The sequence below is a fragment of the Halolactibacillus alkaliphilus genome (assembly GCF_900115465.1).
Taxonomy (GTDB): domain Bacteria; phylum Bacillota; class Bacilli; order Bacillales; family Amphibacillaceae; genus Halolactibacillus; species Halolactibacillus alkaliphilus.
On the sequence record NZ_FOWN01000030.1, the window covers coordinates 20370 to 35584 of the forward strand.

16 protein-coding genes are annotated in these 15215 nt (G+C 39.3%); 4 read left to right on the plus strand and 12 right to left on the minus strand.

Features of this window, described 5'->3' with window-relative positions; translation table 11 throughout:
* Nucleotides 1–59: 59 nt before the first annotated feature.
* Entirely contained in the window at nt 60–500 is a 441-nt protein-coding gene (locus BM163_RS11025) for a YueI family protein (RefSeq protein ID WP_089803106.1), read from the plus strand.
* A 29-nt stretch (nt 501–529) separates the two neighbouring features.
* Here the strand turns inward: BM163_RS11025 and BM163_RS11030 are convergent, their stop codons facing one another.
* From BM163_RS11030 to BM163_RS11075, 10 genes are all read right to left on the minus strand, one after another.
* On the minus strand, nt 530–1714 hold the full coding sequence (locus tag BM163_RS11030; RefSeq protein ID WP_089803108.1) for an aminotransferase-like domain-containing protein: 1185 nt from the start codon (nt 1712–1714) through the stop codon (nt 530–532).
* A 55-nt stretch (nt 1715–1769) separates the two neighbouring features.
* On the minus strand, nt 1770–2564 hold the full coding sequence (locus BM163_RS11035; RefSeq protein ID WP_089803110.1) for an ABC transporter ATP-binding protein: 795 nt from the start codon (nt 2562–2564) through the stop codon (nt 1770–1772).
* Nucleotides 2564–3550 (minus strand): ABC transporter permease, encoded by a 987-nt coding sequence (locus tag BM163_RS11040; RefSeq protein WP_089803112.1) that lies wholly within the window; start codon nt 3548–3550, stop codon nt 2564–2566. Before BM163_RS11040 ends, BM163_RS11035 begins: the two co-directional genes overlap by 1 nt.
* Before the next feature lie 77 nt (nt 3551–3627).
* Nucleotides 3628–4632 (minus strand): ABC transporter substrate-binding protein, encoded by a 1005-nt coding sequence (locus tag BM163_RS11045; RefSeq protein WP_229675560.1) that lies wholly within the window; start codon nt 4630–4632, stop codon nt 3628–3630.
* Between the two features lie 234 nt (nt 4633–4866).
* Nucleotides 4867–5691: a sulfurtransferase gene (locus tag BM163_RS11050; RefSeq protein WP_089803114.1), complete on the minus strand. Its 825-nt coding sequence runs from the start codon at nt 5689–5691 to the stop codon at nt 4867–4869.
* Between the two features lies 1 nt (nt 5692).
* Nucleotides 5693–6223 (minus strand): hypothetical protein, encoded by a 531-nt coding sequence (locus BM163_RS11055; protein WP_089803116.1) that lies wholly within the window; start codon nt 6221–6223, stop codon nt 5693–5695.
* Between the two features lie 49 nt (nt 6224–6272).
* Entirely contained in the window at nt 6273–7298 is a 1026-nt protein-coding gene (fni, locus tag BM163_RS11060; protein WP_089803118.1) for a type 2 isopentenyl-diphosphate Delta-isomerase, read from the minus strand.
* A 48-nt stretch (nt 7299–7346) separates the two neighbouring features.
* Nucleotides 7347–8177, minus strand: a complete 831-nt coding sequence (locus BM163_RS11065) for a phytoene/squalene synthase family protein (RefSeq protein WP_089803120.1) — start codon at nt 8175–8177, stop codon at nt 7347–7349.
* A 3-nt stretch (nt 8178–8180) separates the two neighbouring features.
* Entirely contained in the window at nt 8181–9644 is a 1464-nt protein-coding gene (locus BM163_RS11070) for a phytoene desaturase family protein (RefSeq protein WP_089803122.1), read from the minus strand.
* A gap of 255 nt (nt 9645–9899) precedes the next feature.
* Nucleotides 9900–11390 carry a phytoene desaturase family protein gene (locus tag BM163_RS11075; protein WP_089803124.1) on the minus strand — a complete coding sequence of 497 codons (1491 nt, stop codon included), beginning with the start codon at nt 11388–11390 and terminating at the stop codon, nt 9900–9902.
* Nucleotides 11391–11610: 220 nt separating this feature from the next.
* Between BM163_RS11075 and BM163_RS11080 the strand changes: the two genes are divergently transcribed.
* From BM163_RS11080 to BM163_RS11090, 3 genes are all read left to right on the plus strand, one after another.
* Entirely contained in the window at nt 11611–12483 is an 873-nt protein-coding gene (locus BM163_RS11080) for a MerR family transcriptional regulator (RefSeq protein WP_089803126.1), read from the plus strand.
* Between the two features lie 252 nt (nt 12484–12735).
* The gene (gene pepT / locus BM163_RS11085) at nt 12736–13983 is read left to right on the plus strand and encodes a peptidase T (RefSeq protein ID WP_089803128.1); all 1248 of its coding nucleotides are present in this window, start codon (nt 12736–12738) and stop codon (nt 13981–13983) included.
* Nucleotides 13980–14651, plus strand: coding sequence for a phosphatase PAP2 family protein (locus tag BM163_RS11090; RefSeq protein ID WP_089803130.1), 672 nt, complete (start codon nt 13980–13982; stop codon nt 14649–14651). Before pepT ends, BM163_RS11090 begins: the two co-directional genes overlap by 4 nt.
* 113 nt (nt 14652–14764) lie before the next feature.
* Here the strand turns inward: BM163_RS11090 and BM163_RS14045 are convergent, their stop codons facing one another.
* Together BM163_RS14045 and BM163_RS11095 are read right to left on the minus strand one after the other, a co-directional pair.
* Nucleotides 14765–14890, minus strand: a complete 126-nt coding sequence (locus BM163_RS14045; protein ID WP_258390172.1) for a hypothetical protein — start codon at nt 14888–14890, stop codon at nt 14765–14767.
* Nucleotides 14891–15004: 114 nt separating this feature from the next.
* The coding region (locus tag BM163_RS11095) for a zinc ribbon domain-containing protein (RefSeq protein WP_143088225.1) at nt 15005–15215 on the minus strand (211 nt) is incomplete at its 5' end.

Genomic DNA, 15215 nt, shown 5'->3' on the forward strand with positions numbered 1-15215 from the left:
CAACTTATGCGCGTAACTTATTTAACGATTCATGTTATACTGATTATGAGGTGAGGATCATGTCAAAAAATATCGATGACTATTTAAAAGAAGGTATGTACGGCGCCAATCAGATAAAACCAGATGAACGTCGTTTATTCCTAGGTAGCTTAAGAGAACGTGCAGCTTTTGTTTTAACACAAGATCAGGTAAATAAACAACAAGGTATTCAAGCGTTTTCTGAAGCGATCACTAAGCACCCCGACGCCGCAATTTTATTTAATTCTCAGCACTCACTTAATACACTTAGCCCTTATCGCCGAATCGCTTTGAAACACGAAAAAAATTATACCATTATTGATGAAGAATCGAATCAACATGCTTATGGTGTGGTCGTTGCCTATAATCATGCCGTAGACTTAACGGAGATCTTTTTTAAGGAAGCGACGCCTGATGAACATGTTGAGATTGCTAAAAAATCAAAACCGACATTTATTGAGAGACTCTTCAGGAAAAAGTAAAGCCTAGTCACCGTTGACTAGGCACTTTTTTATATGTGTACAGTTGATAAAACCGCCGTTAGTCGTTTCATTCCTTCTTCAATTAATTCTGGAGAACTATTCGTGAAATTCAAACGCATCGTTGAACGTTTCTTCTTATCAACATAAAACGGCTGTCCAGGTACAAATGCGACACCATTTTCTACCGCTATAGGTAGTAACGCTTCCGGATTCATATAATCTGGTAGCGTCACCCAGAAGAACATGCCCCCTTTAGGTTCTAAATATGTTAATCCTTCTATCTTTGCTTCATCTAAGCACCGCTTCATGATGAGCATTCGTTCTTTGTATGTCGCCCGAATTGTTTCAATATGCGCATCTAAGTCATAGTCATTTAACAAGTGAACGAGCGCATGTTGACTGATAGAATTCGTATGCAAATCTGCCGCTTGTTTTGCTTGAGCAATTAAACGCACGATTTGGTGCGGTCCTGTAATCCAACCGAGACGCATGGCAGGCACAACAGTTTTAGAAATTGTACTCGTATATATTACATACTCATTCCCTTTATCCATTGCCGCGAGGCTATCTGGCATCGAGGCTGGATCAAATTGAATATCTCCATAAGGATCGTCTTCCATAATGACAACATGATATTTCTCAGCCAAGGCGAGTAACATCTCTCTTCTTTGTTGGGACCAAACTTTACCACCAGGATTTGAAAATGTCGGAACAACATAAATACACTTAGGTTTATATGTTTTTATTTTATCTTCTAAGTCCTCTTCAATCATACCATCCTCATCCGAATCTATTGGTATGACCGTTGTTTCATAAGAACTAAAAACTTGCAGTGCAGCAAGATAGGTTGGGTTCTCTGTTAAAATAACATCGCCAGGATTAAACATTACCCGCGAGAATAAATCAATTGCTTGTTGAGAGCCGGATGTAATTAAAATATCATTTGGGTCTTTTTCAATTCCTTTTTTTAGCATCCGCTGAGCTAACAGCTCTTTAAGTGCTAATAAACCTTCTGTCTCGGCATATTGTAACGCCTTATTCCCTGAACAAATCGCTTTATGAAAGGCTTTATCAACCGCTTCTACAGGAAAAAGCCCTTCATCTGGTAACCCTCCAGCAAAGGAAATAACATCACCCTTATTAACTACTTTTAATATGTCCCGTACCGCTGACGAGTCGAAATATCGGACACGATCGGCAAAACCGTACTTCATTATATTCCCTTCTTTCTCTTATCTATGTCTGCTTCATCCAAGGTATCACGAATAGTTAACCAAGAATGGCACGATCATTATCCATCTGCTTACCACGAATACGTTGGAATTCTTGCAATAATTTTTCAATGGTTAACGCTTGTTTTTTCGCACCATCAATATCGAGAATAATTTGACCCTTATCCATCATAATCAGACGATTGCCTAAATCAAGTGCTTGTTGCATATTGTGTGTAACCATTAATGTCGTCAAGCCTGTTTCTGCTACAATTTCTCCTGTTAATGTTGTAATTAGTTCTGCTCGTGAAGGATCTAGAGCCGCTGTATGTTCATCTAGTAGGAGAATATCTGGTTGAGTAAATGTTGCCATAAGAAGCGATAACGCTTGCCGTTCACCACCAGAAAGTAAGCCTACTTTTGCTGACAAACGATGCTCCAATCCTAAATGCAGTCGCTGCAATTCACTTTTAAATAATTCTCGTCTTTTTTTATTTGAACCTGGCTTAAGCGTTCGCGTCTTATTACGGGCATAAGCAATTGCTAAATTTTCCTCAATGGTCATCTTTGGTGAAGTGCCCGCCATTGGGTCTTGAAAAACGCGACCAATTTGTTTAGCTCGCTTATGCTCTCTTAAAGTTGTCACATTTTGATCGTTTATCTCAATCATCCCAACATCCGGGAACAACGCACCAGAAATCATATTCATTAATGTGGATTTCCCCGCCCCGTTACTCCCAATCACTGTAACAAAGTCACCTTGTTTGAGTTCAAGCTGAATGTCTTGTAACGCTTTTTTTTCATCCGGGGTTCCTTCATTAAAAGTCACCGATAAATTTTCAACACGTAACATTAGGCACCCCTCCTTACTTGTTGATTTAATGCGTGGCGCTTCTTGCGCTTACGGCTACTTTCTTTAACCGTTTCAATAACTTTCGGAACAACTAACGCTAATACAACTAAGAGTGCTGTAATTAATTTAGTATCTCCATTATCTAAGAAATCAGAACGAATGGCCAGTGTAATAACCATACGATAAATGACCGCTCCTACAACAACAGCAAGTGTTGTCCGACCAATCGTCTTCGTACCGACAATTGACTCTCCAATAATGACAGAAGCAAGACCAATAACAATCATCCCAATACCCATATTTAAATCTGAGAATCCTGTAAATTGCGCATAGAGACCACCAGATAAAGCCACTAAACCATTTGATACACCTAAACCTAAAACTTTTAAGTGATCTGTGTTAGCTGAGAAGCTACGAATCATTTGTTCATTATCTCCAATCGCCCGGAGAGCTAAGCCAACTTCTGTCTTTAAGAAGTAATCGGTAATAAATTTAATCATAAATGTAACAAGTAGCATAATAATAAGTGCAGAGTACGTTGACGGTAGCCGTTCAACACCTACCGTCGTTAGGCCTTGATCAAGTAATTGATCAATACCCAGGCGCTCAAAAACCGATCTTAATTGCGTAAAAAATGTGTCTTGATTAAGTAGGGGGATATTTGACTGCCCCATAATGCGCAAGTTTATTGAATAGAGTGCAGTCATCATTAAAATCCCTGATAAAAGCGGGTTTACTTTTCCTTTCGTATTTAATAAACCCGTTATACTACCAGCAATAAATCCAGCAAGTAAGGCCGCAAAAATAGCCACACCTGTTGGCATACCGTTAACAATAAGTAATGCTGATACGGCTGCACCCGTTACAAAGCTTCCATCGACTGTCAAGTCAGGAAAGTCTAAAATTCTAAATGACAAGTAGACCCCGAGTGCCATAATCGCAAAGATAATTCCCGATTCAACGGCGTTAAACATCGAAATAAACATAATAACTCCCCTTCTTAATAAGAAAATCGACTAAACACAACGATAAGCTTGTTTAGTCGACCGTTCTTTTTATCTTTTTATTCAGTGGCCGCTTCTTCATCCCAAGCGTCTTGCCAGACGATATTTTGTTCAGTTGCTGCATCTTTATTAATAAATAATTTCATTTCAGGCGGGTACTCTACCGCAATTTCATTTGGCTGTTTTTCCCCAGTTAATATATCTGCTGCCATCTCACCTGAACGATACCCAATAGTATAGTAATCAATCCCAAACGTCGCAAATCCTCCACGTGCCAATGAATCTGGTTCACCGACGACAAGCGGAATATCTTGCTCATTTGCTACACCGACAACACTTTCAAGCGCTGAAACAACTGTATTATCTGTGACAATATATAAGACATCTGCTTCACCAACAAGAGAGGTGGCTGCCTGTTGTACTTCTGCTGAGGTCGACACTGTACGTTCAACAACTGATAAGCTTGTTCCTTCGGCTGCTTTTTTTACCGCCTCAATTTGTACAACTGAATTTTGTTCACCTGTGTTATATATCAATCCTACTGTAGCACCTTCAAAGTATTCATTTATGAAATCAACCGTATGTTGCACAGCTTCTGGGTGCATATCGACAACACCGGTAATATTGTCTCCTGGTTCATCCATCGCATTAACCAATCCAGCACTTACCGCGTCCGTTACAGATGTAAAGACAATGGGAATGTCTTTAGTTGCCTGTAGTGCAGTTAAAGCACTCGGTGTTGCATTCGCAAAAATAAGATCTACTTGATCAGAACTAAAGCTCTGCGCAATAGTCAAAGCATTTGTTTGATCTGCTTGAGCACTTTGAAAATTATACTCAACAGTTAGTCCTCTGTCACTTAGCGCTTGCTTGAATCCGTCAAACGCCGCATCAAGTGACGGGTGTTCAACAAATTGACTCGCACCAATAGTGTAAGTTGTTCCTTCATTTACTGCATCCCCCTCTTTATTTGGTTCCGCATTCGTTTCTTCATCAGCTGTGCCGCATCCTGTCACAATCACAGCAATAATCACTACGATCATCATCCCTATCCATTTCTTCAATTATTATCTCCCCTTTATTGTTTGTCTTTTTTAAATTTTCAGAATATATGACGATTATTATATCATATACAAACAGTTTAGGGTATATGTTTTTTAAATAATCAAAAAATTACACCGAATTGTACTCACACCATGATTCGTCCTATCGAGATTCAACATTGAGCGTCTAACTACCCTTAGAAACTTTATGCCCCTCAGAAAATATTTTCTAAGGGGCATGTCAGTTAAACATGTTTATTCTTTTTCTACCGGTAGTTCCGGGTAGCTAATCCAGTCACTAAAACTGCCTGGATAGAGCTTTACATTTTTATAACCTAGAAATTTTAAAGCCAGATAATTCATACAAGCAGACACACCTGACCCACAAGACAAAATAATTTCGTCCTCTTTGCTTAAGTCTTTAAACACAGATTCGAGTTCACTTTTTGTCTTCCAAGTCCCATCTTCATTAAGTACTTGCTGCCAGTCATAACATTTAGCGCCAGGTATATGCCCTTTTTTATGATACAACGGTTCAGTCAGTCCTAAATAACGTTCTAAACTTCTCGCATCAGTTAAAGTAATATTAAAGTCATCTTTATGCTCAATCACGTAGTCAATATCCACGACCAGTTCGTTATTTCTAACAAATGGCGTTGTTGATTTTTCTTTTCGTCTGACAACATTTGTAACTGGGTAATTCAGTTTCTCCCAGCGATCAAAACCTCCATTTAAAACATAGACGGTCGGATGCTGGTAATGATCAAACAACCAATACAAACGCGCGGCAAACATGGCGTTGCCTTGGTCATAAATAACTACTTTAGTATCATTTGCAACGCCAATTTGGCGCAATTTCTCAATAAATACAACTTCATCCGGTAACGGATGATTGCCCCCATGCTTTTTTTGTACACCGGATAAATCTTTATTTAAATCAAAATAGACGGCTCCGGGTATGTGCGATGTTTGGAAAAGTTCTCTCCCTTTTGAGGGATCTAATAATTCGAATCTTGTATCAATAATCGTATATTCATCGATAGATTTTAATAACGTTTCTGGCTCGATTAAAAATGTCATCCTAAATAACCTCCAATGAACGGAACTTATTAATTCTAAAGAGTAGCATGACTTCAAAAACAATAAGCATAACTACAAGTGCCAATGCAATGACAGCCAAAATTTCTACTTGAACAAAAACAACGAGTAAATTCACGATGAAACTTAAACTAAAGGCCACAAAATAGCCTTTGCGCAAGTTGGTTACACCGTCAATATACCCCCGATCTTCGTGTGCCGTCGCTCTACTATGTAATAATTTAAAAATTTCAAGCAGTGTCATCAAGTGAAACGCACGTGTAATAACCCAACTTAGCGTTGCTATATCACTTAGATAATCAGAGATCGCAAACGTATTAATTAAAACTAGAATGGCACCAACAATGGGATAAATAAGCTGTAAATTCATCCCTTGTTTTTGATTGTATTGATGAAAACTAAAGGCTATTAAACCATATCCAACACTATCAAACAATAAATCAAAACCAAATACATCAATATTAAATAATACGATGATATAACCTATCATCAATATTGTCATAATTTTTTTCATATAATCCTCCTACGAAAAACACGTCGATTTTTCGTTAGTATACCACACCTTAACTCAGAATAACACGCGGTGACTGCTTGAGCGCTTCAATTGATGCATGCCCTAAACCAAACATCGCCATCTTAAGTTCTAATTCCCTCACTGCCATCGTCTCTATAACAGCATCGACAGAATCTGTCGCTTCTTTCAAGATACCGCGCGCGTAACCAACGACATCTGCACCTAGCCCAAGAGCTTTAGCAGCATCAACCCCATTACGCATGCCTCCAGAAGCAAAAACCGGTACTGCAACATGAGACCTTACCGCCCGAAGACTCTCAACTGTTGGGATTCCCCAAGACGAAAATGCTTCAGCCGCTTGCTTTTTTATCGGATCATGAGAACGAAGTTTTTCTACTTGAGACCAACTAGTGCCACCAGCTCCTGCAACATCAATAAACTGAACACCAATCGACTCTAGTCGCTTAGCAAGTTCTCCATCGATACCAAAACCAACTTCCTTCACACCGACAGGCACATCAAGGACCTGAATCAGTGCTGCGATCTTTGGAATTAAGTGTTCAAAATTTGTATCGCCACCTGTTTGAATCAACTCTTGAATGGAGTTTAAATGAAGAACAAGTGCTGTTGCTTCCGTTTGGTCAACAATGGTTTGACACATGACTTCAGTAAAACCATAGTTAAGTTGAACAGCCCCCAAATTAGCAATGATAGGAATCGTCGGCGCAAAGGGGCGTACTTTAAATGATTGCTTAAATTGTTCATCTTCAATTAACGCACGGGTCGAACCGAGCGCAAATGCCCATCCTCTATCCTCACACGCTCTTGCTAAATGTTCATTAATACTTCCCGCAAGGGCGGCTCCACCTGTCATTGAACTAATTAAAAACGGGGTTTTTAGGGTTTGATTAAACAAAGTTGTCTCTAGTGATACATCATCAAAGTTGATTTCTGGTAATGCGTTATGGATCAAGCGGACTTTCTCAAACCCTGTCGTAATATCTTCACCTAACACCTCATCAGTAAGACACCATTTGATGTGCTCTGCTTTTCTTTTATGAATTTCTTCTGACATAGGGTCGTCGCCTCCTTCTCATACATCATGCTACGCATAACGATAAAGTCATTGGTTTATTTGGTTAAACAACGCTAACTTCCGTTTATCTTTTACGATGGCTCGCTGAGTGAATACTTGGTAGTCATTTTCTTTTACGACTTGGATTATTTCTCGATAATAGCGTGCTGCCAACTTTAAAGTGAACGCACTTTTTTTAGGGTATTTATCGATATAAGCCAAACCTTCTGTAAACCATTGATCCGCTTGCTCTGTTAAATCATCAATGACCGCTTTAAATGAGGCGTTCACTTGTTTTTGATGAAACATATCGAGCGTATATCCATGACGATCAAACACTTCCTTTGGCAGGTAACGACGATTTAACGTCATATCTTGTCCGACATCGCGAATAATATTGACAATCTGCATTCCTTTACCTAGCTGAATGCCCGCTTTTACTAACTCATCTGTCGGTTCTGGATGTAGGATAGGAATAAGCATTTCACCGACACTGCCAGCGACACGGTAACAATAATCTTCTAACTCTGCCATCGTTTGATACTCAGTTTGTTCAAAATCTAATAATTGTCCACTCATTTGAACATAATAGGGCGCTTTCGTAAGCGGAAATGCTTGAAAAGCCCAGCGCAATGCTTCCCAAATAAAGTGACCTTCCGCGTGATCTAAATCATCAAAGTAGGTTTTGATCTCATCAATCGTATACGGTGATGTCTCTGGTTCATCCACTGCGTCATCTATTAGTCGGCAAAATGAATAGACAACATACACCGCTTCGCGCTGTTTTCGTGGTAAAAATTTAAACGCCTGATAAAAGCTCGATGATCCTTGTTTCATCATTACTTTCGCTTGTTCACGCAAGTCTTTCTGTAAATGCATTGATTATTCTCCTCTATCTATCGCGTCTGCGAGTAGTTTAGCCCCTTGCATTACAATAGGAACACCACCACCTGGGTGCACACTTGCCCCAACCGCATATAATCCTTTAATTGTCGGATGAACAACTTGAGGACGAAAAGCACCTGATTGAGATAGTAGTGGACTGACTCCAAAACTGCCGCCTAAATATAACCCATCCGCTTCAGCATCTCTTGGCGTACGCACTTTGATCCACTCAATGTGTTGAGTCAGCCCTTCATAAGCCACTTCTTCCAACCAAGTAAGCTGTTTGTTCACAAAGGCATCAAGTGCCTCTTTAGTAGGATTTATCACCGTTGGCACTGGTATGAGCACATATAATGTACTGAGGTCAGCTGTCGTTTGTTCAATCGGGGCAGGATTGAACACATAAAGTGAAGGATCTTTCGGTAACGCATCTGCATGCATAACATCTTCCATATAATGATTAAAATCTCTCGACATGAAAAATTGATGCGTCAATTGATCGGGGTATTGCTTTGAAAGACCTAAATAGATCATTACACAGCCACTAGATGGCTTTAATGGGCGCTCCAGTACTTTGTGTTGATCTATTAATCCTTCAATTGTCGGATAGTCACCATTATATACTACTTTATCATAAAAGACCTGGTCACCGGAAGCAACCAAACCCTTTATCTGATTATTTTCAACAATAAGTTTAGAGACGGGTACTTCTTTTTTAACAACGACACCTATCTCAGTTAAATATCCCTCTAGTTTTGGAATAAGTGAATAATATCCACCTTTAACGTACCACACACCAAAAGCGTGTTCACTATATGAAATAAGCCCATATAAAGCAGGTACTTGATGCGGCGCCCCGCCAATATAGAGCGTTTGTAAACTGTAGGCATCCCTCAGCCGTTGGTCATCAAAAAAGCGGGATAAATAATCGGTCACCGTTCGATAGGATTTTGATTTCAATACAAACTTTAAATTAGTTAGTGATAAGAAGTCTCGTTTTGATTGGAAATCACGCGATAAAAAAGCACCAACACCGAAATGATAGACGTCCTCCATTTCAGCTAAGTATCGCTCAAATCCTTTGACATCAAAAGGAAACTTCTTGTTTATCTCATTTTTTGTCGCTTCTTTGTCACGGTATTTACGGAATGTTGTCCCATCTTTAAAATGAATATCGTAGACGGGATCAATGGGTAATAACTCGTATCGATCTTCTGTAAATCCTACGTCATTTAAAATTGATTTCAGTAATTCCGGTAACAATACAATAGTTGGCCCTTGATCAATAATAAAACGCTCATTATTTTCATACGTTAAGCGGCCGCCAAGCTTGTGAGACCTCTCGTATAACGTGACGTCGTGTCCTTGACGCTTCAAATAAAGTGCGGCAGTTATACCACCTATTCCACCACCTACAACTGCAATACGTGCCATTTTTTGCGATAAGTAAGCCTCGCTCACTCATCTCCCTCCCCTTCTCATACATCAATTGAACGAACCCCCATCAATAACCCTTTCAGATCTTAGATGAAGGGTAACCATTAAGATACTATTAAAAATCATCAACAGGATGTATAGTCAACATTCTATGACTGAAGTTGCGAGTGTTCTCGACTATGTCCTAAACGCTGGCTATGCCTATCTTCAACGCCAACAATTAATAATGCGATGAATAAATAGCGAGACAACCGTCTCGCTACAATCACTTTGTTTTCTTTAATTTCTTATGACATATTGCTCATCTAATAATCGCGCGCTAATGAGTGCCGATTGATAAATCGTTGGTAGTCCGCTGCCTGGATGCGTCCCCCCACCAACCAAAAATACATGGTCAACATCATCAAATTTATTATGAGGACGGAAATACATCATTTGCGACAAATTATGGGCTAGATTAAATGTGGCCCCCTTATATACGTTGTAATCATCTTGCCAATTTTTCGGAGTAATAACTTTCTCCACCTCGATATGTTGACGTAAATCTGCTAATCCTGGTTCTTTTTCTAATCGATTAAGCACTTTTTCGCGTAAAATCGGCGATTGTTTCTCCCAGTCAATATCCGCTTCTAAGTTGGGCACTGGAACAAGGATGTAAAGTGATGATTTACCTGATGGCGCTAAAGTTGCATCTAGTTTTGATGGGTTATGCACATAAATGGAGTCATCATTGGAGAGTATACCCCCTGACGTGACATTTTTGACATTTTCCTCATAATCTTCGGCAAATAAAATCATATGATGAGGTATATCCAGAGGGCGATCAACGCCTAGATATAACATAAATGTAGACAAAGAGACCCCTTTTTTGTCAACTTTCTCTTTCTTATAACGTTTTAAGTCTTTTTGATCGAAGAGATGAGTCACCGCATAGCCAAAATCCGCATTAATAACAACATCATCACTTATCTTCACTTGACCATTTTCCAATTCAACGCCTACCGCCTTTCCACCTTCCACAAGAACACGCTTCACCGGTGTATTTAAATGAATCGTGCCACCAAGTTCAAGAACAACATCTGCCATCTTTTCTGACACTTGGCTCACACCGCCAGTCGGGTGAAACAAACCACCTGAATGTTCTAAATATGATAACATCGTAAAGGTACCTGGGCACTCCCATGCGGACATACCTAAATATTTCGACTGAAATGAAAAGGCCCACTTTAAACGCTCGTCACTAAAATACTTTGATAAACAACTATACACTGTCTCAAAGGCATCTAAGTGTGGCAGGGCTCGAATCGCTTCTTTAGAAGTGTAATCTTTGAGCGAACCGAACGGTTTACGCAATAGATCACTGACCACCTCAAATTTCTTACCCTCTCGCTTTAAAAATCGCCAATAGCCCTCTCCATTTCCTGGGAAGATGCGTTCAATTTCTTCATAGGTCTTTTGGTGATTCCTACTTGGCTGGAATTCAACATCACCAAATTTCAAGGTATAGAGCGGATCGATTTCTGTCATTTCTATGTAATTTTTAATCTCACGGCCACTTTCAAAAAAAACTTCTTCTAATACTGACGGCATCATATAAAATGTTGGACCTAAATCAAAGTGATAGTCACCTACTGTTAACCTTGAAGTTCTTCCTCCTACACATGAAGCTTTTTCATAAATATCTACTTGATATCCTTTATGTAATAATTGCATGGCAATCGCGAGACCACCAGGTCCTGCTCCAATAACACTTACTGATTGATTTAACATGATTCCCCGCACCTTTCCTACTTATCCATGTATTTTTCGTGACTTTTTCTTACATTCATTATATAATACCTGTATAACTTTTGTATAGAAATATACATTATTTTGTCGAATGTTATGCTTTCTAGACAGAAAAGTTTAATTACAGATAAATAACATCTAAACTACAGACAAGTACTTTTAAATTACGTATATTCTTATTTAGAAAAAAGGTGGTGTTATAGTGTACGGAATAAAACGAATTGCCGAATTAACAGGGGTTTCACCCATTACATTACGGGCTTGGGAGAACCGTTATGGCGTTATTTTACCTGACAGAACCGATGGCGGAACCCGCGTATATACGGACAAACATTTAGAGGATTTACAGTGGGTAATTAAACAAAAAAATGATAATCATCTCTCCATTGGACAAGCTATGCTGGCACTTGAACAAAAACGCAAACAAACTAAAAAAGCGCAAGTCTCATCTGCAGATTACCCGCGTTTTATTGATGGTTTGTTCTTACTCCTTAAACACCATCAATTAGATGAAGCGAGCGCCTATGTAGAAGAATTAAAAGAGTTAATCGAAATTGATCGTCTTTTCCATCAGATCTTCATCCCAATATTAACACGAATTGGGGAAGAATGGGAGAAAGGTATCCTATCGGTAGCTGATGAACATTATATGAGCCACTTTATCCAGCAACAAATTGCTCATTACTTTTATCATTACGACGTGAAAGTAAAACGTGCAACAGCTATTGCCGTATGCCCTGTTGATGAGATGCATCAAATCGGATTATTGTTGTTTTCCATCTTCTTAAAGCAACATGGAATTGACGTCTTGTTCATCGGGGAAAAAACACCCCTTGATGATATAAAAACATTAATTGAGGATCATGATATCAGCTTAGCCGCTTTCTCACTTACTACCTCAAATGAACTAGATACAATTATTGACTTTATTGATTTACTTAAGCAAGATTTCCCTGATTTAATTCTTGCTATCGGCGGTCAACAAACTAGCGCCTTACCCGAGCGCTTCCGTGACAATATTATTAGTCATGACCCTGTTGATTGGGCCGCTTGGGTTATGAATACAATGGCTTAATGCTGATTAAATTTAATTGCTACATTAAAACCATCGCGAAGGGCTATGACGTCTTTTGTGATGGTTTTTTATCTAAGAGCAGGTACCTTAACTGTTTTTAGCTTGTGAAACAAAAACAAGTCATCACTAAATAACTACAAACTAGCGCCAAATGCATCCAGTGTAAAAACATCGTACCTTTATTAAATAGTTTCTTTTCATAAATACTTCATGCTACACTTATTTAAAACACTATTAGGAGGATTAACTTATATGAAAAACGATTTATTACAACGCTTTATCTCTTATGTGAAAATTGACACGCAGTCAGATGAGCACTCAGACGCGTGCCCATCTACAGATAAACAGTGGGTATTGCTTAAACAATTAAAACAAGAGCTTATAGACATCGGTATGTCTGAGGTGACACTCGATGATAACGGCTATCTATTTGCTACGTTAAAAGGAAATACAACAGCAAACGTTCCAACTGTAGGATTTTTAGCACATGTTGATACAGCTACGGACTTTACGGGGGAAAATGTGCAACCTCAAGTTATAACTGACTATGATGGGAAAAATATTGTGTTAAATAAACAAAAGCGTATCGTCATGGAAACGTCTCACTACCCTCAATTAAAAAATTATCTCGGTCATACGCTCATTACAACCGATGGAACGACACTACTTGGTGCAGACAATAAAGCTGGTGTCGCAGAAATTATCACGGCGATGGATTATTTAATTAAACACCCTGACGTCATACATGGCGACATACGTGTAGCGTTCACCCCAGACGAAGAAATTGGACGCGGTCCTCACAAATTTGATGTATCTGCCTTTCATGCTGATTTTGCTTACACGATTGATGGTGGACCCATTGGGGAACTGCAATATGAAAGTTTTAATGCCGCTTATGCTAAAGTACGATTCCAGGGAAACAATGTCCATCCTGGTACAGCTAAAAACAAGATGGTTCATGCTACTAAAATGGCGATGGCTTTTCATGACCGCTTACCAAAAGCCGAGGCAGCGGAATTCACGGAGGGCTATGAGGGGTTTTTCCACTTATTATCAATGACAGGCGATGTCGAAACTGCCGAACTGTATTACATTATTCGTGATCATGATACAGTCTTATTTGAACAGCGTAAAGAGCGTCTTATGCATATGGTAAGTGACTTCAAGCAAAAATATGGTGATCATGCCATCAACATCGATATGGGTGATCAATATTATAATATGAAAAATAAAATTGCCGAGAAGATAGCCATTGTTGATGTTGCCAAAGAAGCCATGACCGCTTTAAATATCCAACCCATCATCGAGCCGATACGCGGCGGTACCGATGGTTCTCAGCTTTCTTACATGGGACTTCCAACACCTAATATTTTCACTGGAGGAGAGAATTTCCATGGTAAATTCGAGTTTGCCTCACTCAACGATATGACAAAAGCTGTCCAGACGATTTGTAAGATAGCAGAAACAGTTGTCGCTTATCACCAATCAGGAAAATTATGACCCAGCAAGTTCTCTCATTTTTAAAGAGGAATCGTGCACTATGTTTAATTGTATTGAGTTTCTTAACGCTTTTCCTTGCAGGGGCGCTCTTCATTGAACTTGCTGAAGACGTTCTGAAAGGGGAGGGGTTTTATATCGATCAAGTCTTTGAAGAGATATTTGTTTTATCAGATTCACAAGGATTATACACCTTCTATCGTTGGATAACAGAGCTTGGGTCTTTTTGGTTTTTACTGTTAGCATCGCTGATCACCGTAGGTGTATTACGTAAGTTTTATCACCAACGTTTTCTCATCACCATGTTTATTATGACGATGATTGGAACATCGTCACTGACTCTCTTACTCAAACAATTTTTCGGTCGCGAGCGACCGAATGTGATTGAAGCGCTTGACGGAGTAGGCTATAGTTTCCCTAGTGGACATGCAACGGGCGCAATGGCTTTTTACGGTTTTCTTATTTTCTTGGTGGCAATTAGTCACCAGACGCGTTTACTAAAAGTGATACTCACCAGTATTTTTGCGCTGATTATACTCAACATTATGATGAGTCGTGTGTTTTTACATGTGCATTACTTTACTGACATCATCGCTGGAGCTACACTTAGCTTTGTTTGGCTGGGCATCTCCATTATAAGCATCTCTTGGTTATGGCAGCGCAAAAAATAACCGCTAGAGGACCAAGAAGCTTTTTAAGTTTCATTATGCGCATTTGCTCGTAAAAAGGCTGACCTAAAAGTACGAGCTTCTCTAATTTATACCTTCAAGCGCCGCACATGACATTAACCTGTCACATGTGGCGCTTGAACAGTAAGACCATCACAATAGTAAGTAGACAAGCGCTTAACAAAAGTGATATTGGAGACTTCTTCATGCTTTTGGTGATCATGACTGTGAACTACTCCCACCACTTACCACCCTTACGGGTTGCTTGAAGTGGGGGCTTCTTGGGTAATCGCCACTTTTGATAGCTGACGAAATTGACCAAGCTAACCCTCTTGTTCCAAGAGTTTATATTTTCATTAGGCACTTGCTAATAAGTGAATACCTTCTTTTTTGATATTGAGTGCTGAATTATAATCTCTATCAAGGTTTAATCCACAATCACATCGATAAGTGCGCTCTGATAATTTGATTTCTTTTACAAAACCACAGTTAGAGCAAGTTTTTGTAGAGGGGAACCATTTGTCTATTTTGACAAGCTGTTTTCCTTGTTCTTTTAGTTTGTACGCT

Coding starts and splice junctions, on each gene's coding strand:
- BM163_RS11025 (WP_089803106.1), top strand. CDS start 60: ATGTCAAAAAATATCGATGACTATTTAAAAGAAGGTATGTACGGCGCC.
- BM163_RS11030 (WP_089803108.1), bottom strand. CDS start 1,714: ATGAAGTACGGTTTTGCCGATCGTGTCCGATATTTCGACTCGTCAGCG.
- BM163_RS11035 (WP_089803110.1), bottom strand. CDS start 2,564: ATGTTACGTGTTGAAAATTTATCGGTGACTTTTAATGAAGGAACCCCG.
- BM163_RS11040 (WP_089803112.1), bottom strand. CDS start 3,550: ATGTTTATTTCGATGTTTAACGCCGTTGAATCGGGAATTATCTTTGCG.
- BM163_RS11050 (WP_089803114.1), bottom strand. CDS start 5,691: ATGACATTTTTAATCGAGCCAGAAACGTTATTAAAATCTATCGATGAA.
- BM163_RS11055 (WP_089803116.1), bottom strand. CDS start 6,223: ATGAAAAAAATTATGACAATATTGATGATAGGTTATATCATCGTATTA.
- fni (WP_089803118.1), bottom strand. CDS start 7,298: ATGTCAGAAGAAATTCATAAAAGAAAAGCAGAGCACATCAAATGGTGT.
- BM163_RS11065 (WP_089803120.1), bottom strand. CDS start 8,177: ATGCATTTACAGAAAGACTTGCGTGAACAAGCGAAAGTAATGATGAAA.
- BM163_RS11075 (WP_089803124.1), bottom strand. CDS start 11,390: ATGTTAAATCAATCAGTAAGTGTTATTGGAGCAGGACCTGGTGGTCTC.
- pepT (WP_089803128.1), top strand. CDS start 12,736: ATGAAAAACGATTTATTACAACGCTTTATCTCTTATGTGAAAATTGAC.
- BM163_RS11090 (WP_089803130.1), top strand. CDS start 13,980: ATGACCCAGCAAGTTCTCTCATTTTTAAAGAGGAATCGTGCACTATGT.